Source organism: Streptomyces sp. NPDC021100, from assembly GCF_044333095.1.
GTDB lineage: Bacteria > Actinomycetota > Actinomycetes > Streptomycetales > Streptomycetaceae > Streptomyces.
Genome location: NZ_JBIRQH010000028.1, coordinates 56,634 through 81,448, shown reverse-complemented (window position 1 = coordinate 81,448; position 24,815 = coordinate 56,634). Strand labels below are relative to the sequence as shown.

General features: G+C 73.6%; 22 protein-coding genes and 1 pseudogene. 13 read left to right on the top strand and 10 right to left on the bottom strand.

Going from position 1 to position 24,815, the window contains the following annotated elements; genetic code table 11:
* The first annotated feature begins 66 nt into the window (after nt 1-66).
* The 5 genes from ACH4PU_RS33315 (at nt 67) to ACH4PU_RS33295 (ending at nt 3,808) form a co-directional block, all read left to right on the top strand.
* Nucleotides 67-894 (top strand): HipA family kinase, encoded by an 828-nt coding sequence (locus ACH4PU_RS33315; RefSeq protein ID WP_398280728.1) that lies wholly within the window; start codon nt 67-69, stop codon nt 892-894.
* An 8-nt stretch (nt 895-902) separates the two neighbouring features.
* The gene (locus tag ACH4PU_RS33310) at nt 903-1,310 is read left to right on the top strand and encodes a DUF3037 domain-containing protein (RefSeq protein WP_398280784.1); all 408 of its coding nucleotides are present in this window, start codon (nt 903-905) and stop codon (nt 1,308-1,310) included.
* Between the two features lie 154 nt (nt 1,311-1,464).
* On the top strand, nt 1,465-2,226 hold the full coding sequence (gene fabG, locus ACH4PU_RS33305) for a 3-oxoacyl-ACP reductase FabG (protein ID WP_398280725.1): 762 nt from the start codon (nt 1,465-1,467) through the stop codon (nt 2,224-2,226).
* A 16-nt stretch (nt 2,227-2,242) separates the two neighbouring features.
* Nucleotides 2,243-3,010 carry an SDR family oxidoreductase gene (locus ACH4PU_RS33300; RefSeq protein WP_398280722.1) on the top strand — a complete coding sequence of 256 codons (768 nt, stop codon included), beginning with the start codon at nt 2,243-2,245 and terminating at the stop codon, nt 3,008-3,010.
* A 111-nt stretch (nt 3,011-3,121) separates the two neighbouring features.
* Nucleotides 3,122-3,808 carry a uracil-DNA glycosylase gene (locus ACH4PU_RS33295; RefSeq protein WP_398280719.1) on the top strand — a complete coding sequence of 229 codons (687 nt, stop codon included), beginning with the start codon at nt 3,122-3,124 and terminating at the stop codon, nt 3,806-3,808.
* Between the two features lie 62 nt (nt 3,809-3,870).
* On the opposite strand, the gene ACH4PU_RS33290 is transcribed toward ACH4PU_RS33295, so the two are convergent.
* The gene (locus ACH4PU_RS33290; RefSeq protein ID WP_398280717.1) at nt 3,871-4,284 is read right to left on the bottom strand and encodes a DUF3224 domain-containing protein; all 414 of its coding nucleotides are present in this window, start codon (nt 4,282-4,284) and stop codon (nt 3,871-3,873) included.
* Between the two features lie 288 nt (nt 4,285-4,572).
* Here ACH4PU_RS33290 and ACH4PU_RS33285 point away from each other — a divergent pair, with 288 nt between their 5' ends.
* Together ACH4PU_RS33285 and ACH4PU_RS33280 are read left to right on the top strand one after the other, a co-directional pair.
* Nucleotides 4,573-5,559 carry an NAD-dependent epimerase/dehydratase family protein gene (locus ACH4PU_RS33285; protein WP_398280714.1) on the top strand — a complete coding sequence of 329 codons (987 nt, stop codon included), beginning with the start codon at nt 4,573-4,575 and terminating at the stop codon, nt 5,557-5,559.
* A gap of 288 nt (nt 5,560-5,847) precedes the next feature.
* The gene (locus ACH4PU_RS33280) at nt 5,848-6,858 is read left to right on the top strand and encodes a helix-turn-helix transcriptional regulator (RefSeq protein WP_398280711.1); all 1,011 of its coding nucleotides are present in this window, start codon (nt 5,848-5,850) and stop codon (nt 6,856-6,858) included.
* A 362-nt stretch (nt 6,859-7,220) separates the two neighbouring features.
* Here the strand turns inward: ACH4PU_RS33280 and ACH4PU_RS33275 are convergent, their stop codons facing one another.
* Together ACH4PU_RS33275 and ACH4PU_RS33270 are read right to left on the bottom strand one after the other, a co-directional pair.
* On the bottom strand, nt 7,221-8,000 hold the full coding sequence (locus ACH4PU_RS33275) for a hypothetical protein (protein WP_398280708.1): 780 nt from the start codon (nt 7,998-8,000) through the stop codon (nt 7,221-7,223).
* 91 nt (nt 8,001-8,091) lie between these two features.
* Nucleotides 8,092-8,607 (bottom strand): DinB family protein, encoded by a 516-nt coding sequence (locus tag ACH4PU_RS33270; protein WP_398280705.1) that lies wholly within the window; start codon nt 8,605-8,607, stop codon nt 8,092-8,094.
* A gap of 130 nt (nt 8,608-8,737) precedes the next feature.
* On the opposite strand from ACH4PU_RS33270, the gene ACH4PU_RS33265 reads away from it, so the two are divergent.
* Nucleotides 8,738-9,643, top strand: coding sequence for a Gfo/Idh/MocA family protein (locus ACH4PU_RS33265; protein WP_398280702.1), 906 nt, complete (start codon nt 8,738-8,740; stop codon nt 9,641-9,643).
* Here the strand turns inward: ACH4PU_RS33265 and lnt are convergent.
* Nucleotides 9,615-11,183, bottom strand: a complete 1,569-nt coding sequence (gene lnt / locus ACH4PU_RS33260) for an apolipoprotein N-acyltransferase (RefSeq protein ID WP_398280699.1) — start codon at nt 11,181-11,183, stop codon at nt 9,615-9,617. The genes ACH4PU_RS33265 and lnt overlap by 29 nt on opposite strands.
* A gap of 562 nt (nt 11,184-11,745) precedes the next feature.
* Between lnt and ACH4PU_RS33255 the strand changes: the two genes are divergently transcribed.
* Entirely contained in the window at nt 11,746-12,657 is a 912-nt protein-coding gene (locus tag ACH4PU_RS33255; protein WP_398280695.1) for an SAM-dependent methyltransferase, read from the top strand.
* Nucleotides 12,658-12,659: 2 nt separating this feature from the next.
* Nucleotides 12,660-13,490 (top strand): annotated as a pseudogene (locus ACH4PU_RS33250) (terpene synthase family protein); the annotation flags it as partial.
* A 293-nt stretch (nt 13,491-13,783) separates the two neighbouring features.
* Here ACH4PU_RS33250 and ACH4PU_RS33245 read toward each other — a convergent pair.
* The 5 genes from ACH4PU_RS33245 to ACH4PU_RS33225 are packed head-to-tail and all read right to left on the bottom strand — an operon-like array spanning nt 13,784 to nt 18,112.
* The gene (locus ACH4PU_RS33245; protein WP_398280692.1) at nt 13,784-15,253 is read right to left on the bottom strand and encodes a cytochrome P450; all 1,470 of its coding nucleotides are present in this window, start codon (nt 15,251-15,253) and stop codon (nt 13,784-13,786) included.
* Nucleotides 15,250-15,873: a GTP-binding protein gene (locus tag ACH4PU_RS33240; protein WP_398280689.1), complete on the bottom strand. Its 624-nt coding sequence runs from the start codon at nt 15,871-15,873 to the stop codon at nt 15,250-15,252. Before ACH4PU_RS33240 ends, ACH4PU_RS33245 begins: the two co-directional genes overlap by 4 nt.
* Nucleotides 15,854-16,216 (bottom strand): DUF742 domain-containing protein, encoded by a 363-nt coding sequence (locus ACH4PU_RS33235; RefSeq protein WP_398280686.1) that lies wholly within the window; start codon nt 16,214-16,216, stop codon nt 15,854-15,856. The genes ACH4PU_RS33240 and ACH4PU_RS33235 overlap by 20 nt, the downstream gene beginning before the upstream one ends.
* The gene (locus ACH4PU_RS33230; protein WP_004954301.1) at nt 16,213-16,620 is read right to left on the bottom strand and encodes a roadblock/LC7 domain-containing protein; all 408 of its coding nucleotides are present in this window, start codon (nt 16,618-16,620) and stop codon (nt 16,213-16,215) included. The genes ACH4PU_RS33235 and ACH4PU_RS33230 overlap by 4 nt, the downstream gene beginning before the upstream one ends.
* Before the next feature lie 4 nt (nt 16,621-16,624).
* A complete protein-coding gene (locus ACH4PU_RS33225; protein ID WP_398280682.1) occupies nt 16,625-18,112 on the bottom strand; it encodes a sensor histidine kinase in 1,488 nt (495 codons plus the stop codon).
* Between the two features lie 545 nt (nt 18,113-18,657).
* On the opposite strand from ACH4PU_RS33225, the gene ACH4PU_RS33220 reads away from it, so the two are divergent.
* From ACH4PU_RS33220 to ligD, 3 genes are all read left to right on the top strand, one after another.
* Nucleotides 18,658-21,354 (top strand): ATP-binding protein, encoded by a 2,697-nt coding sequence (locus ACH4PU_RS33220; RefSeq protein ID WP_398280679.1) that lies wholly within the window; start codon nt 18,658-18,660, stop codon nt 21,352-21,354.
* Nucleotides 21,355-21,562: 208 nt separating this feature from the next.
* On the top strand, nt 21,563-22,678 hold the full coding sequence (locus ACH4PU_RS33215; protein ID WP_398280676.1) for a Ku protein: 1,116 nt from the start codon (nt 21,563-21,565) through the stop codon (nt 22,676-22,678).
* 16 nt (nt 22,679-22,694) lie between these two features.
* Nucleotides 22,695-23,600 (top strand): non-homologous end-joining DNA ligase, encoded by a 906-nt coding sequence (ligD, locus tag ACH4PU_RS33210; RefSeq protein ID WP_398280672.1) that lies wholly within the window; start codon nt 22,695-22,697, stop codon nt 23,598-23,600.
* A gap of 200 nt (nt 23,601-23,800) precedes the next feature.
* On the opposite strand, the gene ACH4PU_RS33205 is transcribed toward ligD, so the two are convergent.
* Nucleotides 23,801-24,811, bottom strand: coding sequence for a PHP domain-containing protein (locus ACH4PU_RS33205; protein WP_398280669.1), 1,011 nt, complete (start codon nt 24,809-24,811; stop codon nt 23,801-23,803).
* Between the last annotated feature and the right edge of the window lie 4 nt (nt 24,812-24,815).

The window sequence follows — 24,815 nt, the reverse complement described above, 5'->3', positions numbered from 1 at the left end:
CCCCGAAGAGCACCCGTTGGAGTGGGTCATGGATTGTAAGGTAAAAGAGCTGCGGAGCCTGGGATAATGCTGCCAGAAGTCACCGCGACCCGCTATGTCGCGCCCTTGCGTGAGGGTGGTTCGCTCCCGGGCATCGTCGAGGCCGACGATCTCGGGACGTACGTCGTCAAGTTCACCGGGGCGGGCCAGGGGCGCAAGACGCTCGTGGCCGAGGTGGTGTGCGGGCGGCTCGCCCGCGCGCTCGGGCTGCGGGTGCCCGACCTGGTCGGTGTGCGGATCGACCCGGTGATCGGGCGGGGGGAGCCGGACCAGGAGGTGCAGGCGCTGCTGAAGTCGAGCGGCGGCCTGAACCTGGGGATGGACTTCCTGCCCGGCGCGCTCGGCTTCGACCCGCTGGCCTTCGAGACGGACGCCGCCGAGGCCGGGCGCGTGGTGTGGTTCGACGCCCTGGTGGGCAACGTCGACCGGTCCTGGCGCAACCCCAACCTGCTGGTCTGGCACGGCGCCCTGTGGCTGATCGACCACGGCGCCACCATGATCTGGCACCACAACTGGCCCTCCGCCGGCGCCGCCGCGGAGAAGGGGTACGACGCCTCGGACCACGTCCTGGCCACCTTCGCCCCCGACCTCGCCGCCGCGACGGCCGAGCTCGCCCCGCGCGTCACCGAGGAGCTGCTGACCGAGGTCGTCGCCGCCGTCCCCGACGTCTGGCTGGAGGACGAACCGGGCTTCGACGGGCCGGACGCGGTGCGCCGGGCCTACGTCGAGGTGCTGCTCGCCCGGGCGGCCGGCATCGGTGACCGGATCACGCTCGGCGAACGCAGCGCCGACAAGCCCTCGCAGGCGCCCGAATGGGTGCGGGTCAGGCTGGACCACAGGAAGGCCGGGAAGTGACGGACCGTATGAAGGACGTCAGGACGAAGGACGTCAAGGAGCGGGACGTCTTCGAGTACGCGCTGCTGCGGGTCGTGCCGCGCGTCGAGCGCGGGGAGCAGATCAACGCGGGCGTCGTCGTCTACTGCCAGGCGCGGTCGTTCGTCGAGGCCCGCGTCCACCTCGACGAGGCCCGGCTGCTCGCGCTCGACCCCGCGGCGGACGTCGCCGGGGTGCGGGCCGCGCTCCGCGCCGTCGAGGGCGTCTGCGCCGGTGGCGAGCGGGCCGGGCAGGCCGCCTGCGACGACGCCGGACGCCGCTTCCGCTGGCTGATCGCGCCGCGCAGCACGGTCGTCCAGCCGGGCCCGGTCCACACCGGGCTGACGCTCGACCCGAGCGGGGAGCCGGAGCGGCTGCTCGACCTGCTGGTCCGGTGAGCCGGGGCCGCCCGCCGGGGCGTTGACAGCGGGTGGCGGGGCTTCTAGCGTCTGATCGGCCGAAGCTACTGAGCGGTTGCTCACCCACCGTCCGAGGGGCCGCCCGGCCCGCTCGCACCGGCCGGGGACGCCGCCCGAGGTGAGGAGAGTCCCCATGTTGACCAGCGAACGGCGGGTGGCCGTCGTCACGGGCGCCGCCCGCGGCATCGGCGCCGCGACAGCCCTGCGCCTCGCCGTGGAAGGCCGCGCGGTCGCCGTCCTCGACCTCGACGAGGCGGCCTGCGCGGACACCGTCGAACAGATCACCCGGGCCGGCGGCGAGGCCCTCGCCGTCGGCTGCGACGTCTCCGACGCGGACCAGGTCGCGGCCGCCGTCACCCGCGTGGCCGCCGAACTCGGCGCGCCGACCGTGCTCGTCAACAACGCCGGGGTGCTCCGCGACAACCTGCTGTTCAAAATGAGCGAGGACGACTGGGACACCGTCATGAACGTGCACCTGCGGGGCGCGTTCCTGATGGCGCGCGCCTGCCAGAAGCACATGGTCGACGCCGGCTGGGGCCGGATCGTCAACCTCTCCAGCAGCTCCGCCCTCGGCAACCGGGGCCAGGCCAACTACTCGGCCGCCAAGGCCGGTCTGCAGGGCTTCACCAAGACCCTCGCCAAGGAGCTCGGCAAGTTCGGCGTCACCGTCAACGCCGTCGCCCCCGGGTTCATCGCCACCGACATGACAGCCGGCACCGCCGCCCGGATCGGCATCGGGTTCGAGGACCTCCAGGCCGCGGCGGCCGGCGAGATCCCCGTGGGACGGGTGGGGCAGCCGGACGACGTCGCCCACGCCATCGCCTTCTTCGCCGGCGAGAACGCCGGCTTCGTCTCCGGCCAGGTGCTGTACGTGGCCGGCGGGCCGCTCGACTGAACGGGGACGCGCAGCCATGACCACCCAGGACACCCGCGGCCCTGCCGGCGGGAAGGTGACGCTCGTCACCGGGGCGAGCCGCGGCATCGGGTACGCCATCGCCGAGGCCCTGGTCGCCCGCGGCGACCGCGTCGTCATCACCGGCCGCGACGCCACCGCCCTGGCGGAGGCCGTCGGCCGGCTGGGCGAGGACCGGGCGCTCGGCGTGCCCGGCAAGGCGCACGACGAGGCCCACCAGGCCGCCGCCGTCGAACGCGCCATGGAGACCTTCGGCCGCGTCGACCACCTCGTCAACAACGCCGGAACGAACCCGGTGTTCGGTCCGATCACCGAGACCGACCTCGGCGTCGCCCGCAAGGTCTACGAGACCAACGTCGTCTCCGCCCTCGGCTTCGCCCAGCAGACGTGGCGGGCGTGGCAGAAGGAGAACGGCGGGGCGATCGTCAACATCGGTTCCATCACCGGCCTCTCCGCGTCCCCCTTCGTCGGCGCCTACGGCATGAGCAAGGCCGCCATGGCCAACCTCACCCTCCAGCTCGCCCACGAGATGGCCCCCGGCGTCCGCGTCAACACCGTCGCGCCCGCCGTGGTGAAGACGAAGTTCGCCGCCGCCCTCTACGAGGGGCGCGAGGAGGAGGCCACCGCCGGCTACCGGCTCGGCCGGCTCGGCGCCCCCGAGGACGTGGCGGGCGCGGTGGCGTTCCTGCTGTCCGACGCGGCGGCCTGGATCACCGGGCAGACGCTCGTCCTCGACGGGGGCCTGTTCCTCAACGCCGCGCTCTGAGCGGTGGGGACCGGGGTCCGCGAGGGCCCCGGACCCCGCGCGGCGGGCGTTGTCAGTGGTCACCGGTAAGTTCTTGGACGAGATCGAGAACCGACCCCGGAGGTTGCTGAAGTGACGGTCACCGACGTACTGCCCGAGTCCTGGCGCGCAGTCCTCGGCGAGGAGCTGGAGAAGCCCTACTTCAAGGAGCTGACCGACTTCGTCGAGGACGAGCGGGCGAAGGCGCCGGTGTACCCGCCGCGCGGCGAGGTCTTCGCCGCCCTGGACGCCACCCCCTACGACCAGGTCAAGGTCCTCATCCTGGGCCAGGACCCCTACCACGGCGCCGGCCAGGGCCACGGCCTGTGCTTCTCCGTGCGCCCGGGCGTCAAGACGCCGCCCTCCCTGCGCAACATCTACAAGGAGATGCGCGAGGAGCTCGGCTACGACGTGCCCGACAACGGCTACCTCATGCCCTGGGCCCGGCAGGGCGTCCTGCTGCTCAACGCGGTGCTGACGGTGCGCGGCGGCGAGCCCAACTCCCACAAGGGCAAGGGCTGGGAGAAGTTCACCGACGCCGTGATCCGCGCCGTCGTCTCGCGGCCCGACCCGGCGGTCTTCGTGCTGTGGGGCAACTACGCCCAGAAGAAGCTCCCGTTGATCGACGAGTCGCGGCACGCCGTCGTCAAGGGCGCCCACCCGTCGCCGCTGTCGGCCAAGCGGTTCTTCGGCAGCCGCCCCTTCACCCAGATCAACGAGGCCGTCGCGGCCCAGGGGCACGAGCCGATCGACTGGCGCGTGCCGGATCTGGAGGTCTGACGGGGCGGGGGCCGGGGCTGGTGGGGGCCGGTGGAGGGCCGGCCCCCGTCGCCCGGCGGTGTTCAGCCGAGGCCGAGGGAGTGCTCGAACCGGTAGGGCACGGCCTTGACGCCGTGCTCCGCCGTGTACGAGCCGCTGCCCGTGAGGCCGGTCAGCTCGCCGCTCCCCGAGCCGGGCACCACCTCGAACGAGCAGCGCACCGTGCCCCGTTCGTCGAAGGTGCCCTCCTCGCGCACCGCGAAGCCGCCCTTCCGCCCCGCGACCGTGCCCTCGAGGAGCTGGTAGCCGGAGAAGGTGCCGGTCCCGTCCGGGGCGTAGGCGATGGTGTACGCGCAGTGCGTGTCCGCCGCCTCGACGGCGCCGCGGTACGTGTTGCGGACGTACGCCCGGGCGAGGCGGGTGCCGCCCTCCGTCCGGCCGAGCTCGTCCTCTTTCCAGTCGAGGAAGGTGAACGTGGAGTCGGCGTGCGTGGTCATGCGGTGGTTCCTCCCGGATCGGACGGCCGCCCGTACGGCCCGGGCGGCTCCCGTACAGCTTCCTGCCCGTACCTGACACCTTCTGTCAGGTTGGCAGCGGAGAGTTGGCCCCGTTCCCGGGCACGGTCGGCGGACGACACCGACACAAACCTCCATACGGATCCGGGCGTTCGGATGCCTCGGCGGGCCGACGCCATGGCCCAAGGGCTGAGGCCGGTCTGACAGCCGGCGATCTGCTGTCAGCGAATCCCCCTGGCCGGGTGATGAAGCCGGTGCTTGTGTGTCGGCATGGAGATCCTGGTTCTGGGCGGAACGGCATGGGTGGCGCGGGAGCTGTCACGGCAGGCGATCGAACGCGGCCATCGGGTGACCTGCCTCGCGCGTGGTGAGAGCGGACAAGTCGCGGACGGGGCGAGACTGGTCGCGGCCGACCGGCGCGACCCGTCGGCGTACGAGCCGCTGCTCGACCGTGTATGGGACGCGGTCGTCGAGGTGTCATGGCAGCCGGGCTTCGTGCGTGGCGCGCTCGACGCGCTGGGCGGCAAGGCCGGGCACTGGGTGTACGTCTCGTCCGTCAGCGCCTACGCGTCCCACGCCACGCCGGGGGCGGACGAGTCCGCGGCCCTGCTCGCCCCGACCGACCGGAGCGAGGTCGACCGCGCGATGTACGGCGAGGCGAAGGTCGCCTGCGAGCAGGCGTCGGCGGCGGCTGTGGGCGACCGTCTCCTCATCGCCCGGGCCGGGCTCATCGGCGGCCCGGGCGATCACAGTGGGCGCTCCGGTTACTGGGCCGCCCGCGCCGCCCGCGATCCGCGGGGGCCGATGCTGGTCCCCGACACACCGGCCTTGCCCACCCAGGTGGTCGACGTGCGGGACCTCGCCTCCTGGCTGCTCGACTCCGCGGAGACGGGAACGACCGGCACGTACGACGCCGTCGGGCCGGTCGTTCCGTTCGCAGAGTGGACCGAGTTGTCCCGCGCGGCCGGCGGGCACACCGGTCCGGTGGTCACCGCCGAACCGGCGTGGCTGCTCGCCAACGGCGTGGCCCAGTACATGGGGCCCGAATCGCTGGCGATGTGGCTGGTCGAGCCGGGCTGGGAAGGGTGGTCGGCCCGGGACGGGTCCTCGGCGCGCGCCGCGGGGCTGCGTCACCGGCCTCCGGCGGAGACGCTGGCCGACACGCTGAGCTGGGAACGCGAGCAGGGGCTGGACCGGGAAAGGCGTGCGGGCCTCAGTGCGCAGCGCGAGCGCGAGCTGCTCGACGCCCTCGGCTGACGGCGCCGGGCCGGGCTCTCCCCGTCCGAGCGGCTGTACAGGCGCCCTCCGTTTCGGCTTCCCGATCCCTGGCGGGCCGGGCCGGGAACCGGTACGGCCGTCCTTGAAGGCCCCTGGGCTTCGCCGGACTCGGCCGGCCGGGGTTCTCGGGCGAGGGTGATGCGGAGCGCCGCGACGGTGGTCAGGCGACAGCCCGGCGGCGACGTGCCGACGCGGGCACCGCGGTCTGCGACAGCACGACAGCCACCGCATGTCAGGCACGGGAACCGATGGTGGGAGCATGCCGGAATGCGTGCAGACCGCCTCCTCTCCCTGCTCCTCCTGCTCCAGAACCGGGGCCGGATGACCGCCCCCGAACTGGCGGCGGAGCTGGAGGTCTCGGTCCGTACCGTCTACCGGGACGTCGAGGCGCTGAGCGCCTCCGGCGTCCCGGTCCTCGCCGACCGCGGTCCGGCGGGCGGCTACCGGCTGCTCGACGGTTACCGCACCCGCCTCACCGGCCTCACCGAGGACGAGGCGGGCAGCCTCGCCCTCGCCACCGTGCCCGGCGCCGCCGCCGAACTCGGCCTGGGCGCCGACCTCGCCGCGGCCCGCCTCAAGCTGGAGGCCGCCCTCCCCACCGGCATGGGGGAGCGGGCGCGGCGCGTCGCGGAGCGCTTCCACCTGGACGCGCCCGGCTGGTTCCGCGACGCCGAACCCGTGCCGCACCTCGCGGTCGTCGCCGACGCGGTGTGGCGGCAGCGTGCCCTGCGGGTGCACTACCGGCGCTGGAAGGGCGAAGTGCACCGGGAGCTGCACCCGTTGGGCCTCGTCCTCAAGGGCGGCATCTGGTACCTGGTCGCCCGCGCGGTGACGGCTGAGGGGGCGGATGGGGCGGATGAGGTGGATACGGGCACCCCTCGCACCTACCGCGTCTCGCGCGTGCTCGCCGTCGAGCCGCTGCCCGGCCGCTTCGAGCGTCCGGCCGGCTTCGACCTGGCGGCCGTCTGGACGGAGACCTCCCGCCGCCTGGAGGGGATGCGTTACCAGGGCGAGGCCCGGCTGCGGGTGTCACCGGGCGTCCTCCGGCTGCTGCCGGCGAAGTTCGGCGCCGCCGGCGCCCGGGCCGCGGCGGAAGCGGGGGCCGCGGCCGCGGACGGGTGGGCGGAGGTCACGCTCCCGGTCGAATCCCTGCCGGTCGCGGTCTGCGACCTGCTCGGCCTCGGCGCGGAGGCCGAGGTGCTGGCACCGCCCGAACTGCGCGCGGCGGTCGCCGCGGCGGCGACGGCCCTCGCCGCGCGGTACGCCGCGGGGGACTGAGGCGGGAGGGCCGCGGGAGCGGGGGCCGACGAAGCGGGCGGCCGGCGGGCCGCGCGGCTGTGGCCGAGGACGCGCGACCGTCGAGCGTCGTCGGGAAGGCGGGCCCGCCGACCCGCGGGTTCGCCGAGTCGCGAACCTGTGGCTCCGCCGAGGCGCGCCGCCGCCGGGGCCGGCGGCTCGGACGGGCCGGCGGCCGACGGGCCGAAAGGCGGCGGGACCGCACCATCGCTGGGTCGAGGAAGGCCGAGCCGGGCCGCCGCCGGGCCGGGGAGGCTCGACGAGCCCCGTGACCCGTGACCCGAGCCGCGTGACGTGTGACCGTCCACGGCCGGGTGATCGTCCCCGCCCGGCCCGAGAGGCCGTCAACCCCCGTACACCTGACGGCAGATGCGCGACGCGTCGCTGCCCGGCTGCCACCGGCCGTACTGCTCGCCCATCGCGCACGTGCCCATGCGGCCGCGGGGCGGCGGCGCGGGGTGCTGCTGTTCGGGTGCCGGGGCCGGCGCGGGTGCCGGGCGGGGGCGTTCCGGCTCGGGGCGGGGCTGGGGGCGGGCCGGGGGCGGGTCCGCTCGGGGCGGGGACGGCGGGGCGTGGTGTTCGGACGGCGGTGGAGCGGCCGGCGGCGGGGGCGCCTCGGAGTGCCGGTCGTCCGCCCGGTCGCTCGCGCTCGGCGAGGAACGCCGGTGCTCGGGGGCGGCGGCGGAGCCGCCGGTGGACGGCGGGGGAGCGGCGGGCCCCCGGGCGTCCGGCCCACCGCGGTACGGCGCCGACGGCCCGTCGCGTCGCGCCGCGCCCGCCCCGGCCGGAGGGACGGCGGACGGCGCGAACGGCGGGCCGAGCACGTCGGATCCCGGGATGCCCGCCCCCGGAAGACCGGGGAGCACCGGCATCGTCGGTAACCCCGGCACCCCTGGCGTCCCCGTCCCCGGAGGCCCCGGCACGCCCGGCACCCCGGGCCCGTCCGTCCCCCGCGGCTCCGGCCCGGTCCTGGCCAGCGACTCGCGGTCGCGCTCCTGCCGCAGGTCCCAGCCGGCCCGGGCGGGAGCGGGCCGGGACGCGTGGTGGCCGGACAGGGAGACGCAGCCGGAGGTGGCCGATAGCGCGGCCACCATCAGCACGGCGGTCATGGGGATCCTGGACATCCGCCCAACCATGCCCGAACAAGGGGCGGTTGGGGATTCCCCTCAGGAGTGACGCCGAGCCGTCACCGGGTCCGCGCGCCCCCGGCGGGCGTCACGAGCCGGTCGCTCCGTCGACGCGCTCCCGGATGAGGTCCGCGTGACCGTTGTGCCGCGCGTACTCCTCGATCATGTGCAGGTGGATCCACCGCAGACCGATCGGCTGTCCCGTCTTGTGGTGCCGGCCGGCGCTCGTCTCCTCCAGGGAGCGGCCGCGTACCGCCGCGCGGGCCGCCGCCACCTCCTCCCGCCAGGCGGTGAGGGCCTCCTCCCAGGTGGCGTCCGCCGGGAACTCGAAGTCGCCGTCCTCGTCCTCGTCGCTGTAGAACCGCGGCGGGGCGTCCTCGCCCGCGAACACCCGGCGGTACCAGTGGCGTTCGACGTCCGCCATGTGCCGGACGAGCCCCAGCAGCGTCAGCGGGGACGGCGGCACGGAGGCGGTGCGCAGCCCCGCGTCGTCCAGGCCCGCGCACTTGTGCTCCAGGGTCGCCCGCTGGAAGTCGAGGAACGCCTCGAGGGACGTGGTCTCGTCGGCGATGTGGGGCGGCTTGTGCCGCTGGGGTTCGGTCATGGCGGTCATCCTGCCCCGGGACGCGGAAACCGGCACACCCTTTTCCGGGGAGGCCCGCGTCCCGGCAGCCGTCGGGGCTCCTGGGGGGCTCCCCCGTATGCTGCACGGATCCACGCATCAAGGAGGATCCGTGAAGATCGGCTGTATCGGACTCGGGGACATCGCGCGGAAGGCGTACCTGCCGGTGCTCGGCGCCCTGCCCGGTCTGGAACTGCACCTCCAGACCAGAACCCCCGCCACCCTGGCCCGCGTCGGGGACGCCCACCGGATACCGGAGGCGCACCGCCACGCCGACCTGGAGGCGCTGCTCGCCGCCCGCCCGGACGCCGTGCTCGTGCACGCCCCCACCGCCGTCCACCCGGAGATCGTCGGCCGGCTCCTGGAGGCGGGCGTGCCGGTCTTCGTGGACAAGCCGCTCGCCCGCGAACTCGCCGACTGCGAGCGGCTGGTCGGCCTGGCCCGGGACCGCGGCGTGCCGCTCGCCGTCGGCTTCAACCGCCGGTACGCGCCCGACTACGCGGCCTGCCTCGACCACCCGCGCGACCTGATCGTGCTGCAGAAGAACCGGGTGGACCTGGCCGAGGAGGCCCGGTCGATGGTCTACGACGACTTCATCCACGTCGCGGACACGCTCCGCTTCCTGGCCCCCGGCCCGGTGACGGACGTGGACGTGCGGGCCAGGGTCGTCGACGGCCTGCTGGAGCACCTCGTGCTCACGCTCGCGGGCGACGGGTTCACGGCGCTCGGCGTCATGAACCGCCGCGGCGGATCCGTCGAGGAGATCCTGGAGGTCTCCGGGCAGGACCGGAAACGGGAGGTCCGTGACCTCGCCGAGGTCGTCGACCACCACGGGGCGCGGACCGTCCGCCGGCGCGGCGACTGGACGCCGGTGGCCCGGCAGCGCGGCATCGAGCAGTGCGTCACGGCGTTCCTCGACGCGGTCCGCGAAGGAAGGATCCCGGACGCCGAGGACGCCCTGCGCACCCACGCGCTGTGCGAGCGGATCGTCAACGCCGTGGAGAAGCGGAGCGCCTGACGCGGGCCCGTACGCCCGTCACGCCGCCGTACAGCGCCAGCGCGGCCAGGGCCGCGTACACCGCCCAGTCCCCGGCGCGTACGTAGGGGCTGGTGCCGCTCGCCAGCGGGACGTCGTACACGGCCGCAGCCGACGCGTCGGTGCCCAGCCGGCGGCCGACCGGGTGGCCGTGCGCGTCGGCCACCGCGCTCACCCCGGTCAGCGTGGCGTGGACCATCGGCCGCCAGGTCTCGGCGGCCCGCAGCGCGGCCAGCGACGCGTGCTGGGCCGGTGCCCAGCCGTGCTGGAACGACGAGGTCGAGGACTGGGCGACGAGCACCCGGGCGCCGTCGGCGGCCAGGTGCCGGCTCATGTCGGGGAACGCGGTCTCGAAGCACACCAGCGGGCCGATCCGCAGGCCCGCGCCGTGTCCGGACGGCAGCGTCATGACGACCTGCCGGTCGCCGCGCCGGCGGTCCTCGGTCGCCGCCTTGCCCACCGAGGTGGCCCAGCCCAGCAGCGAGCGGGCGGGCACGTACTCGCCGAAGGGCACCAGCCGCATCTTGTCGTAGCGGTCGCCCGTGGGGCCGTCCGGGCCGACCGGCACCGAGCTCTTGAAGATGCCGGGCCGGTCCGAGCGGCGCGCGTCCACGTTGACGAGCAGGTCGGCGCCGACCGTACGGGACAGCGTCGCGAGCCGGGCGCGCGGCGCGGGGTCGGCGCCGAGGTCGGTGCCGACGCTGCTCTCGCCCCACACCACCAGGTCCACGCCACGGCCGGCCAGCGTCCGGGTGAGCGCCTCTTCGCGGTCCAGGCGCCGGCCCGGACCGTCGATCACGCCGGGCTGGACGACCGCGATCCGCGCCGTCCCGGCCGCCCGGGGCTGCGGCGCCCACCACCACACCCCGGCGGTGACCGCGGCGCAGCCGGTCAGCCCGGCCAGGCCGGCGAGCCGGGCGCGCGGCAGCGCGAGCACCGCGGCGAGCGCGGTGTTGACGGCCACCAGCAGCAGGCCGACGAGCCAGACGCCCCCGACGGACGCCAGCCGCAGCGCCGGCGGAACCTGCCACTGGCTCGCGCCCAGCAGCCCCCAGGGGCCGCCCAGGTACTCCCAGGAGCGGACGAGTTCGGCCAGCAGCCAGCCCGCGGGCACCAGGACCAGGGCCGCCGCCACCCGGCCGGGCCCCGGACGGCCGCCCAGCAGCCGGTGGACCAGCAGTCCCCAGGGCACCCACAGCAGCCCCAGCAGCGCCGCCAGCACCAGGATGAAGACATGGAGACTGGGCAACAGCCAATGATGGACGGCGAGCAGGAAGCCGGCGCCGCCCAGCCACGCCTCCCGCGCGGCCCGGCGCGGCGAGCCGGCCGAGCGGACCAGCAGCAGCCAGGGGACGAGGGCCGCGTAGGCCAGCCACCACAGGGACGGCGCCGGAAAGGCGAGGGCCGGGAAGGCGCCCGCGACGACCGCGCCGGGCACGCGCCACCGCCCCCCGGCGGGGGACGGCCCCGACGCCGGCGCCGGGAACCTCCCGGACGTCCGCTCCGGGAACCTCACCCTCATCACGTTCTCCCTCGTCGGGGCCGGATTCCCGGCCGGAGATCCAGTGTGCGCGGCACGCGGCGGGAGCAGCCGTGGGGCGGCTGCGACGCACCGCGTCGCCCCGGAAACAGGGGGACGCCGTGAAAGGGCGCACCTTCACAAGTGGGAGCGCCCCCTACGTTCGTCCGCACACCATACGCACGAGCGGGATCCGGCCATCTGCCGGGCGTCCGGATATCGGTCCTTGGCGAGGCCAAAACCCCGACAACAGCGTGCAAGTTTCAGCCTTTCTCATCTCAACGAGGCGGGGAAACGGCGCTATACGGTCCAAAGTGAAGCGAAACGATCCTGGCCCGCGGCGTCAGAAAGGCGTAGGCCGGTACGTATCACGGGTTATCGCCGTCCCGCCCTGGGCAGGTACCGGGCAAAACTGGACAGGAATGCTGGTCGCTTGTTGCTGGGGGGCGGCGTGACTCGCGCATGTGATCGAACGGCAATCCAGTCGCCGCCGGGCACGGGGACCACCCGCGGCCTGACTCCCCTTCCACCCGTCCACCGATCGTTGACGTCCCGGAGGGATCCCATGGACAACCTTGTCGCCGAGGTGACCGCAGTTTCCGATGCGGCGTGTGATGAGGCCCAGGTGCCGTCGTACTACTCCAGGAAGACCGCCGAGATCCTCCACAAGTACGGCCCCGGCCCCCGGATCCACTTTCACGTGGGCATGTTCGAGCCCGGCGTCCACCCCAACACCACCGTCTCGCAGCGCGTCCTGCGCAACCGGCTGCGCGCCTCGCAGGAGACGGTCCTCGACCACGCCGCCCGCCTCTGGGGCGTGCCGGACAACCCGCCGCACCAGCTCTTCGACATCGGCTGCGGCATCGGCGGCGGCTCCATCTACTGGGCCCAGGAGTACGGCAGTTCCGTCACCGCCATCACCGTCACCGCCAAGCACGTCCCGGTGATGGCCGACCTCGTCCGCGAGGCCGGCGTCGAGGACCTCGTCACCCCGGTCCTCGGCGACATCCACGACCTCTGCGAGGAAGCCAGCTACGACGCGGCCGTCGCCATCGAGAGCTCCGGCTACATGGACCGCGAACGCCTCTTCCGGGTCGTCGCCAAGTCCCTCCGCCCCGGCGGCTGGTTCGGCATCCAGGAGCACTTCCTCTGCCGGCCCGAGTGGACCACCTTCATCGACGGCTACTACAAGACCCGCCTCGGCACCCTCGCCGAGTACATCTCCGCCGCCCGCGCGGCCGGCTTCGAGCTCGAACAGGACGAGGACATCACCGACCGCGTCGCCGAGTTCTGGGTCCAGTCCATGGCCTGGACCACCGCCGAACTCGACCGGGTGCAGCGGACGGAGGACGAACCGTCCCCCATCACCGTGGAGCGGCTGCACGAATCCGCCCTCACCCACGGCAAGCTCTTCCGCGCCTGGCGCGATCACGCCGTCGAAACCCGCCTGCTGCTCTTCCGGATGGAGGGCAACTGAGCATGGTCGTCCCCTACGGACCCCCGCCGCGCGCCAGCGCCATCGGCTGGCGGCTGCCCCCCTTCTACTGCCCGATCCCCGACGCCGTCCACCCCCGGCGCGATGAGCTCGAACGGCGCGCCATCGACTGGCTGGACGCCACCGGCATCTTCCGCGACGCCACCGACCGCGCCTGGAGCATCGCCACCCACAGCACCGACTTCAGCTGCCGGATGATCCCCCACGGCCGCGACGAACCCCTGCTCCTCTTCATCGAGTGGAACCACTGGGCGTTCGCCCTCGACGACATCTGGCACGACACCGGCGCCGCCGATGTCAACACCGCCCACATCGTCGACCTCAACGCCCGGATCTCCCGCTGCCTGGAGGCGCCCGGCTCCGCCATGCTCGGCGACTCCCCGTTCGACCGGGCCCTGGAGGACCTCGCCGCCAGGACCCGGGCCGTGGCCACCCCGGTCCAGCTCCGCCGGGTCGCCGAAGGCATGCGCGACTGGCTGTTCGGCGCCTCCTGGCAGGTCAGCAACATCGAACGCGGAGTGATGCCCACGCTCTCCGACTACGTGGCGCTGCGCCCCTCGATCAACGGCACCCGCTTCTCCCTCGCCTGGAGCGAGATCGCCAACGGCATCGAGGTGCCCGCTCCCGAGCTGGCCTCCGCCCCCGTGCAGGCGCTCATCGAGGCCGCCGGGTTCATCGTCAGCTGCGACAACGACCTGTTCTCCTACGCCAAGGAGGACGACCACGAGACCACCGACCAGAACATCGTCAACGTCCTCGTTCACCACAACGGCACCTCCGCCGACCGGGCGCTCCGGGAAGCCCTCGCCATAAGGGACCGGGCCATGACCCTGTTCCTGGCACTCCGCGACCGGATCGCCCGTGACGCGGGACCCGACCTCACCCGTTACCTCGAAGCGCTGGGCCACTACATCGCCGGCTGCATCCGGTGGATGAACGCGGCCCCCCGCTACGCCAGCCCCCGGAACCGGTACGACCTTCCGGTGCCGGGGGCCACCTACGGCATCACCTGGCGGGACACGCCCAGCGATCCGGCGACCGGACCGCTGCCCATCCCCTCCGCCGCCTGGTGGTGGGACCAGCTCGACGCGCTGTTCCACGCGGCGGATCACTCACCCCGGAACCACCGGACGAACGACCGCCACCACGCGCCGCGCGACCGGCCCGCGGTCGAGGGAGCGTCGGCGGGCGGCGCCGGGACGCGCGTCGAACGGTCGCCGGCCGAGGTCTGACCACCGGAGCCGCCGTTCTCCTCCCGCACCGGGGGCTCGTACTCCGGCTCGGGAGGGGCCGGCGGCAGCGGCGCCGCCGCCGTGAACTTGGTGGGCAGAGCCACCAGGTGACGGGACATCAGCGACGACGACCAGCGCAGCTCCGTCTCGGAGACCGCCAGCCGGACGTCCGGCAGCCGGGTGATCAGCGCGTCGATGCCGGTGTCCGCGATGGCCCGGCCGATGTCCTGGCCCGGGCACTCGTGGGCGCCGCCGCTGAACGCCAGGTGCGAGCGGTTGCCGTGCACCGGCGTGGTGGGGTCCGGCCGGATGGCCGTGTCCACGTTGGCCGCGGCCAGCCCCAGGACCAGCGCGTCCCCGGCCCGGATCCGGTGCCCGGCCAGCTCGGTGTCCTGGGTCGCCCAGCGGCCGAGGATGGTGATGAACGGCGGCTCGTCCCACAGCGTCTGCTCGACCGCGTCCGGCAGCGTCATATGGCCGCCGGCCAGGTTGGCCCGGCACCGGGGATCGGTGAGCACCATCCGCAGGGTGTTCGCGATCAGGTTCGCCGTGGTCTCGAAGGCCGCGATCAGCACCAGCCGCAGGTGCTGCTGCACCTCCTCGTCCGACAGCTTGGACTCGTGCTCCAGCAGCCAGCTGGTGAAGTCCGGTCCCGGCTCGCGGTGCTTGCGCTCCACCGTCCGGCGCAGCGCCGCCTGGACGAACGCGTTGCTGCGGACGGCGGTCTCGGTGCCCTTGATCATGTCCCGGGCGGCCTGCACCAGCTCCGGGCTGTACTCCTGGTGCATGCCGAGGAGTTGGGTCATCACCATCATGGGCAGCGGTTCCGCGAACGCGTGCACCAGGTCGGCGGTGCCCGTCGCGCAGAACTCGTCGATCAGTTCGTTGGCGAACCGGGTGATGTGCCGCCGTACGCCCCGCCGGTCGAAACGGGCGATGGAGTCGTTGATGGCGCCGCGCCACCGCTCGTGCGCCTGCCCGTCGGCCATCGAGCAGATGGGCTGCCAGGTGGCGATGGGCGCCAGCGGGTGTTCCGGGCCGATCCGCCCCTCGCGCATGTCCCGCCAGATCCGCGAGTCGCGGGAGAACCGCGACGGGGTCCGGGTCACGTCGAGGTTCTCCCGGTAGCCCAGCACCAGCCAGGCCGGGACGTCCCCGCTGAGCAGGACGGGGGCCACCGCCCCGTGCCGCTCGCGCAGTTGCTCGTACAGGCCCATCGGGTCGTCCTCCGCGGTCGGCCCGTACAGGCGGGCGACGCCGCCGTCCCCGTAGGCGTGGGCCGGGCACTGCGGCGGGGGGGCCGCCTGGGCGGCGTCGGCGCGGGAGTGCTCGTCGGGAGGGGTCACTGTGGCTCCGGGGTGGTGTGAGCGAGGCTGTACAGGTACCGCATGAGGGTCATCAGGGCGTCGCGGCAGGAGGCGCGGTCCCGGGCGTCGCACGCGAAGATCGGTACGGACTCGGGGAGGTCCATCGCCGCCCGCAGCTCGGAGACCGGGTGGACGGGGGCGCCCGGAAAGGCGTTGACGGCGACCACGAAGGGCACGCCGCGCTCCTCCAGGATGCCCACGACCTCGTAACTGACCTCCAGCCGACGGGTGTCGAGCAGCACCACCGCGCCCAGGGCGCCCTCGAAGAGGCCGTCCCAGAGGAACCAGAACCGCTCCTGCCCGGGGGTCCCGAACAGGTACAGCACCAGTTGCTCGTTGATGCTGATGCGGCCGAAGTCCATGGCCACGGTGGTCTCGATCTTCTGCTCGATCCCCGCGATGTCGTCCACGCCGACGCCGGCCTGGGTCATCGTCTCCTCGGTGGTGAGCGGTCTGATCTCGCTCACCGAGCCGACGAGGGTGGTCTTGCCGACTCCGAAGCCGCCCACGATCACGACCTTCACCGCCGCCGCGGCGGTGGCCGGGAGGATGTCCTCCCTCCTGGGGCCGGTGTAGGGGTCAGAGGTTTTGTAGTCCATGCATCACCGCCTCCAAGAGGCCAACGTCAGGAAGGGCAGCGACGGGGACCGGGGGCCTGGCTTCCACGTGACCGCGGCTGAGCAGGTCGTTGAGGAGGACGGTCACCGTGCTGACGGGCAGCGTGAGGTAAGCGGATATCTCGGCGACGGACAGCGGGTAGTCGCACATGTGCACGATCGTCCCGTGCTCGGGCTGGAGACCGGGGTCGGTCTCCGTACGGGCGACGATCAGGGTCACCAGGTCCAGCCCGGTGGAGTTCTGCTTCGATTCGCCGCAGCCCTTGGTGACGATGTACAGCCGGTCCGGATTGCCGGGATCCCATACCCTTTCGGGTTTGCTCATGCCACCGGCCCGGTGACGCGCGGGGGACTGGTGAGATGCTCGCCGATCCTGGCCACCAGGTCGCGCATCCGGTGCCCCATCAGCCCGGCGTCGACGTCGTCGTCGGCGAGCACCGCCAGGAACGCGCCGGCCCCGGCGGCCATCAGGTAGAAGAAGCCGCCGTCCACCTCGATCACCACCAGCCGCATCTGCCCGTCGCCGTGCGGGAATTCGGCGGCCACCGCCGTGGACAGGCTCTGCAGTCCGGCGCACGCGGCGGCGAGGCGGTCCGCCGCGTCGGTGTCGGTGCCGTGCTGAGCCATGCGCAGGCCGTCCGAGGACAGCACGATCACGTGCCGGATCTGGGGCACGCTGGATGCCAGATCCTTGAGCATCCAGTCCATGTTGAACCGCTGCTGCGTCACTTGGCTACTCTTTCTCGTCTGACGGGTCATCACTTGACTGGCCCCGGTCGCCAGCCGGAGCGTCGCCCTTGAGGGCGCTGGTGAACGCGGCCAGCCACAGGCCCGGCTGGGTGGGCTCGGTCTCCGGCTCCGTGCGCGGGGCGGCCTCGGCCGGTGTCGGGGCGACCGCCGCCGCGCGGGCGGCCATGCCGAGGGCGCGCCGGCGGCGCTGCGGAAGGCCGTTGGCGGTGTGGGTGCCCACGGCGGGGGTCTCCATCGCGGGCGGCGGGTCGGGGAGCGGACGGCCGGGCTTCTTGCGGACCTTGGGGGGCGGCAGCGTGGCGGCGCGGGCGATCTCGCCGCCCGGGGTGGCGCTGGCGGTGACCAGTTCGGCGGGGACGATCAGGACGGCGCGCACCCCGCCGTACGCCGAGGGTCGCAACGACACCCGGAAGCCGTAGTTCTTCGCCAGCCGGCTGACGACGGCCAGGCCCAGCCGCGGGGTCTCCCCGAGGTCGTCGAGGTCGAAGCCGCGGTCGGCCATCTCCAGCACCCGGTCGGTGCGGCGGCGGTGTTCGTCGGTGAGGCCGACGCCCGCGTCCTCGATCTCGATGGCGACGCCGGACTGGATCTCGACGGCCGTGAGGTGCACCCGCGTCTCGGGCGGGGAGTACCGGGTGGCGTTGTCGAGCAGTTCGGCGGCGGCGTGGATGACGGGCTCGACGCCCGGCCCGGTGATGGCGACGTCGGCGACCGAGTGCAGGTCGACCCGGCGGTAGTCCATGATCCGGGACATCGCGCCGCGCAGCACGTTGTACAGCGGGATCGGGTTCTTCCACTGGCGGCCGGGGCGGGAGCCGCCGAGGACGGCGATGCTGTCCGCGAGCCGGCCGATCAGCGCGGTGCCGTGGTCGAGGTGGAGCAGATCGCTGAAGACCTCGGGGGTGTTGCCGTGCCGGTCCTCCATCTCGCGAAGGTCGGTGGCCTGTTGGTGGACGATCGCCTGGACGCGGCGCGCGATGTTGACGAACGCCCGGTGGGCCGAATCGCGCAGGCCCTCCTCCGCCTGGACCGCCTCGACCACGAACCGGATGACCTGGCGGTGCTCGGCGGCGTACGGGGAGCTGTCCGAGGGGGACGGCGCGACGGCGCGGACCACCTCGTCGGCGAAGGCGCCGCGCTGGAGCATCTCCACGGCCCTGGGGAGCAGCTCGCTCGCCAACCGGGCGGTGGCCGCGTCCTGTTGGGCCAGCTGGTGGCGGAGGGCTGCCTCCTGTTCGGCGCACCGGCGCCGCAGGGAGTTGATGACACGGCCCCGGCGGGCGGCCTCCGACGAGGTCAGGGCGACCGCCACGGTGGCGGCGGCCCCGCACCAGGCCGTCGGGGTGCGGACGTCCAGGGGGGCCAGCAGGGCAGCGGTGGCGGTGCAGACCGCCAGCACCACAGGAGGGACCAGCCATATGAGGGACGAGGCGGGCCGCCTGACTTGAGGTGACGATCCAGTACCAACCATCGAGTTCCTCGGGGGCTTGGGGGAAATGAGTCGGGGGGCGACGTGGAACCACTGGGGAGGCGTCGCCGCCGGCGCCCGACAGGGGATGCGGACGGTGCGAACGGGTGCGAGCAGAGGCCGAGGTTCCCGGATTCCCCGGGATCTCCCCGGGTTCACCGGGGTTCGCCGGGGTTCTCCGGTCGCGTCGGCGCGGCGGTCGGCGGCAGCGAGCCGTAGTCGCCACGACCGCTGCGGGAATGGAGCGTAGCCTGTCGCGCGGTCGTCCGGCGCGAAGTTGTCATATTCGCGGAAAGGGCTGACGGGGGAATTCGAAAGGCATCACAATGGCCCCGGGGGCGGATTCTCGAAAACATTTTTGAGTGGCCTGAAAATGCGTTCGGGGGATCGGCGGATCGGACTCTCGGGGCCCTCGGAGACTCCCCGGGGCTCTCGGCAACCCCCGGGAGCCCTCGGGGTCTCCCGGGTGGTCAGTCCGACGAACCCTCCCCCCGGCGTCCGGACGTCCGGCTAGGCTCGCTCCACCACACTCATACGGGAGACACGTCATGACGCGGCAAGAGCACGAACGACGCCCGTACACCGCCCTGTTCGAGCGCGAACAGGAGGTGGCCGCCGCGGAGCGGGCCGTGGAGGCCCTGTGCGGCGGCGCGGACGGAAACGGCCGGCCGTCCGGCGGACTCCTCCTCTTCAACGGCGACGCGGGCGTCGGGAAGACCGCCCTGCTCGGGGAGATGCGCAGGCTGGCCGCCGAGCGCGGCGGCTGCACGGTCCTCGCCGCCCGCGGCGGCGAGCAGGCGCAGTCCGTCCCCTTCCACGTCGTACGGCAGCTGCTCCAGCCCGCCCTGGCGCCGATGGAGGAGCGGCAGCGCCGGGAGATCCTCGGCGACTGGTACGACATCGCGGGCCCCGCCCTCGGCATCGCGCCACCGGTCGGACCACAGGCCGACCCGCAGGGCGTGCGCGACGGACTCGACTGGCTCGTCACGCAGTTGGCCTGTACGAAGGAACGGCTCGTCCTCGTCGTCGACGACGCGCACTGGGCCGACGCGGCGTCGCTCGCGTGGCTGACGTCCTTCACCGTCCGGCTGACGGAACTGCCGGTCCTGCTCGCCGTCGCCTACCGGCCGGACGAACTCCCCAAGCACTCACCGGCCTTCGCGGACCTGGTGAACGGCCGCGGCAACCGGCCGGTCACCCTGCACCCGCTCACCCCCGGCGCGGTCGCCCAACTGGTGCGCACCGCCATGGGCCGGGAGGCCGACGACCCGTTCTGCCGCGAGGTCTGGGCCGTCACCGGCGGCAACCCCTACGAGGCCGTCGAGCTCGTCGCCAAGGCCAGGGACCGCAGCCTGCGGCCCATGGAGGAGTCCGCCGCCCTGCTGCGCGAACTCGGCGCCGCCGCCCGCGGCAGCGGACTGGTCGCCCGGCTGGAGCGGCTGGGCAACGCCACCACCCGGTTCGCCTGGGGCGCGTCGGTGCTCGGCACCGAGATCCAGGTACGGGTGGCGGCCATGCTCGCCGGCATGAGCCCGGCCGAGGGCGCCGTCTGCGCCGACCGGCTGCGCGAGGCCCGCATCCTCACCGGCGCGGCCGAGCTGGAGTTCGTCCACCCGCTGATCGCCACGGCCGTCTACCGGGCCATCCCGCCCGCCGCCCGCACCGCGATGCACGGCCTCGCCGCCTGGGCGGTCACCAACGCCGGCCACGGCCCGGCCGCCGCCTCCCGGCACCTGCTGGAGGTCCACCCCGACGGCGACCCCGACCTCGTCCGGCAGCTGCGCGAGGCCGCCCGCGAACACCTGGCCGTCGGCGCGCCCGAGGCGGCCCAGCGGTGTCTGGAGCGCGCGCTGGCCGAGCCGCCTCCGGAGGAGGAGCGCGCCGAGGTCCTCTTCGAACTGGGCTGCTCCGCCCTGCTCACCTCGCCGCCCACCACCATCAACCACCTGCGCTCGGCCCTGGCCCTGTCCGGGCTGCCCAAGAACCTGCGCGTCGACGCCACCTACCGGCTCTCCCAGGCGTACGCCCACAACAGCCAGCTCGCCGAGGCCGCCGAAGTGGTCGCCGAGCACGCCGGGCAGACCCCCGACGGCCCCGGCCGGATGCGCCTCCAGGCCGCCCACTACCTCTGGAAGGGCATCCAGCTGGAGGAAGAGGGCGCCCACGCCCGGTCCCAGGAGATCGCCGACCTGGCCGAACGCCTCAGCGGCCGGGACAACGCCGAACGGGCCCTGCTCGCCCTGCGGGCCTTCGACGCCATGATCCAGGGCGAGGACGTCCTCCAGGTCGTCGAGCTCGCCGACCGCGCCCTGGTCGACGGACGGCTCGCCGACGGCATGGGCTGGACCAACACCGAGTGGGGCTTCGAACTGCCCAGCATCATCGGCATCACCTACGCGTTCTGCGACCGGCTGGACAAGGCCGGGGAGCTGTTCGAGGAGGCGATCCGGGAGTTCGAGATCTCCGGCTGGCGCGGCGGGCATCTCGCCTTCGCCCACGAGTTCCTCGGTCTCGTCCACCGCCGCCGCGGCGACCTGCGGAAGGCCGAGGCCCTCCTCCGCGAGGGGCTGCGGCTCGCCGACCGGCTGGGTCCCGGCGTCCCCATCCAGTGGGACGGCAGCTGCCTGCTGATCGACACCCTGCTCGCCAAGGGCGACGTCGCGGGAGCCCAGGCCGTCGCCGAGAAGTACTCCTTCGGCCCGCCCTACCCGCCCGCCATGGTCATGCCCGACGCCGCCTGCGTCCTCGGCAGGCTGCTCCTCGCCCTCGGCCGCACCAAGGAAGCCGTCACCGAACTGGAGGCGGCGGGCCGGCGGCTGGACGAACGCGGCAGGCACAACGTCCTCTGGGCGCCCTGGTCCCTCGACCTGGCCACGGCCGTGGCCCCCGAGGAGCCCGAGCGGGCCCGCGAGCTCGCCGACCGCTCCCTGAAGTACGCGAACCGGTTCGGCACCGAGACGGCGATCGGCGAGGCACTGCGCCGGGTCGCCTCCCTCGCCGGCCCGGACGCACCCGAGGAGGCCGTCCCCCGCCTGGAGCAGGCGGTCCGGCATCTGGGCGAATCTCCGTGCCGGTACGAGCGGGCCTGCGGCTTGATCGACCTGGGCAAGGCCCTGCTGCGCGTCGGGCGCGGCGAGGAGGCGGTGGACCGGCTCCGGGAGGGGTTGCGGATCGCGGAGGAGTGCGGGGCGGAGGGGGTGGCGGGCGTGGCTCGCGCGGAGCTTGCCGAAGTCGGGGTGGGGTGAGCCCCGGTCCCGCCCTTTCACCGTTTCCTGCGGGGGAGCCCCCAGACCCCCTTGTCCTCAAACGCCGGACGGGCTGAAATCAGCCCGTCCGGCGTTTGACGACAGCGCCCGAAGGGCGCTTCGGGGGTGCGGGGGCTCCCCCGCAGGAAACGGTGAAAGGGCGGGACCGGGGCACTCCGACATGCGATCTCCGCCGCACCGGGGTGCCATGGAGGAAACCCTTGAGGCGGAGGACGTCATGGCGCACGCGGTCTGGAGCGGAGCCCTCACCTTCGGACTGGTAGCCCTACCGGTCCAGATGTTCTCGGCCACCGAAACCCACACCATCCGCTTCAACCAGCTCCAGCGCGGCACCTCCGACCGCGTCCGCAACAAGCGCGTCAACGAGCGCACCGGCGAGGAAGTCCCCCTCGCGGAGATCGTCAAGGGGTACGACATGGGGGACGACTACGTCGTCGTCGAACCCGGCGAGCTGGAGGAGATCGCCCCGGGCCGCTCCAAGGCGCTGGAGATCAGCGGGTTCGTGGACCTGGACACCATCGATCCCATCTACTTCGACAAGACGTACTACCTGGGCCCCAAGAGCAAGGAGTACGCCAAGGTCTACGCGCTGCTCCACGAGGCGCTGAGCCGGTCGAACCGGGCCGGGATCGCCACGTTCGTGATGCGCAACCGCGAGTACCTGGTCGCGGTGAAGGCCGAGGGCGACATCCTCACCCTGCACACCCTCCACTGGGCCGACGAGATCCGCGACCCCCGCACCGAGATCGGCACGCTCCCCGAGCGCGCCAAGGTCGCCGAGCGCGAACTGGCCACGGCGGTACAGCTCGTGGAGGCGCTGAGCGTCGACTGGGACCCCGAGACGTACCACGACACCTACCAGGAGAAGGTCCTCGAACTCGTTCAGACCAAGCGGGCCGGCGGCACGGTGGAGAAGAGCGAGCCGGCGCCGCGCTCGACCAACGTCATCGACCTGATGGGCGCCCTGCAGGCCAGCATCGAGAAGGCGAAGACCGGCGGCGGCAAGGCTGAGGAGGCCGCGGAAGGGGCGGAGGAGGCCGAGCTCCGGCCGCCCGTGCAGCTCAAGGACGCGGCGGAGAAGCGCCGCACCCGGCAGGCGGACAAGGCGGCGGCCAAGAAGGGGACGAAGAAGGCCGCCACGGCGGAGCTGGAGGGGCTGAGCAAGACGGAGCTCTACCAACGGGCCACCGACGCCGGGATCCCCGGCCGCTCCTCGATGAGCCGCGAGGAACTGGTGAAGGCCCTGGCGTCCCACGCCGCCGAGCCGTCCGGCGGCGGCCGGCGCAAGAAGCGGGCGTCCTGAGGGAACGGGCGCCCTCGTGCCCGCCGCACCAGGCCGCCAGACGGTGGAGATCGAGGGCCACCGGCTCTCCCTCTCCCACCTCGAACGGGTCCTGTTCCCCGCCACCGGCCAGACCAAGGCCCACGTCCTGCACTACTACGCGCGGATCGCCCCGGCGATGCTGCCGCACATCAGCGGGCGTCCCGCGTCCTTCGTCCGGGCCCCGGAGGGCGCGGCGGGCGAGAGCTGGGTCGCCAAGAACCCGCCGCCCGGCGCGCCGGACTGGGTGCCGCGGGCCACGGTCCGGCACCGGGACGGCACCACTCAGCAGGTGGTGATCGACTCGGTCGCCGCGCTGGTCGCCATGGTCAACCTCGGCGCGTACGAGGTGCATGTACCGCAGTGGACGGCCGCGGCCGGGCGCGACGCCCACGACCGCGTCGTCCTCGACCTGGACCCCGGCCCCGGCACCGACCTCGTCGTCTGCTGCCGCGTCGCCGAACGGCTGCGCCAGCTCCTCGACGAGGACGGCCTCACCGCCTTCCCGGTCGTCTCCGGCTCCAAGGGGCTCCACCTGTACGCCCCGGTCCACCCCGCCCCCGGCCGCGCCGTCAGCGCCTACGCGAAGGGGCTCGCCACCCGGCTGATGAACGAGCACCCCGGGCTGGTGGTCGTCTCCATGGCGAAGCTGGAGCGGCGGGGGAAGGTCTTGATCGACTGGTCCCAGAACGCGAGCGCCAAGACGACGGCCGCGCCGTACACGGTGCGGGTGCGGGGGGAGCGGGAGGGGGTGGCGGCGCCGGTGACGTGGGATGAGGTGGGCTCCTGTCGGGAGCCCGGGGATTTGGGGTTCGGGTTGGAGGGGGTGGTGGAGCGGGTGGAGGAATTCGGGGATCCGTTGGGGCCGTTGGTGGGGGATGCGGTGCGGGGTGCGTTGCCGTGAGGGGTGCCCCGGTCCCGCCCCTTCGCCGTTTCCTGGGGCTGCGCCCCAGACCCCGCTTGTCGCGGCTTCGCCGCTCGTCCTCAAACGCCGGACGGGCTGGTTTCCAGCCCGTCCGGCGTTTGAGGACAACCGCGCGGAGCGCGGTTTGAGGGGGTCTGGGGGCTCGCCTCCAGGAAACGGCGAAGGGGCGGGACCGGGGCCTACTTCCCCCGCGCCCACTCCAGCAACGCACCGCACCCCCACGTCGTGACCACCCGCTCCGCCGGCACCCCGCACTCCTCCGCCCGCGCACACCCCAGCACCTGCCAGTCCAGCTGCCCCGGCGCGTGCGCGTCGCTGTCGATCGCGAACAGCGCCCCCGTCTCCAGCGCCAGCCGCAGCAGCCGCCGTGGCGGGTCCAGCCGGTCGGGCCGGCTGTTGATCTCGACGGCGGTGCCGAAGCGTTCGCAGGCGGTGAAGACGAGTTCGGCGTCGAAGACGGACTCGGGGCGTTTGCCGCCGACGAGGCGGCCGGTGCAGTGGCCGAGGACGTCGACGAGAGGGTTGGCGACGGCGGCGACGAGGCGGCGGGTCATGCTCTCGGCGTCCATGCGCAGCTTGGAGTGGACGGAGGCGACGACGACGTCGAGCCGGTCCAGGAGCTCGTCCTCCTGGTCGAGGGAGCCGTCGGGGAGGATGTCGCACTCGATGCCGGTGAGCAGCCGGAAGCCGTCCCCGAGCTGCTCGTTGACCTCGGCGACCACGTCGAGCTGCTGCCGCAGCCGCTCGGCGGACAGGCCGCGGGCGATGGTCAGGCGGGGGGAGTGGTCGGTGAGTACGGCCCACTCGTGGCCGAGGTCGCGGGCCGCGCGCGCCATGACGTCGATGGGGCTGCCGCCGTCCGACCAGTCCGAGTGCAGGTGGCAGTCGCCGCGGAGCGCCGCGCGGAGCGCCGCGCCGCCCTCGGTGAGCGGCCGGTCCGCCTCCTGCTCCAGGCGGGCCAGGTAGGCGGGCGTCTCGCCGCGCAGCGCCTCGGCGACGACGGCCGCGGTCTTCGGCCCGATGCCCTTGCGGTCGGTGAGCGACCCGGCCTCCACATGGCGGCGGACGTCCTCGGCGGGCAGCGCGGCGACCACGCCCGCCGCCGTCCGGAACGCCTGGACGCGGTAGGTCGGCGCCCCGTCGCGCTCCAGGAGGAAGGCGATCCGTTCGAGTGCCTCCACGGGGTCCATCCGG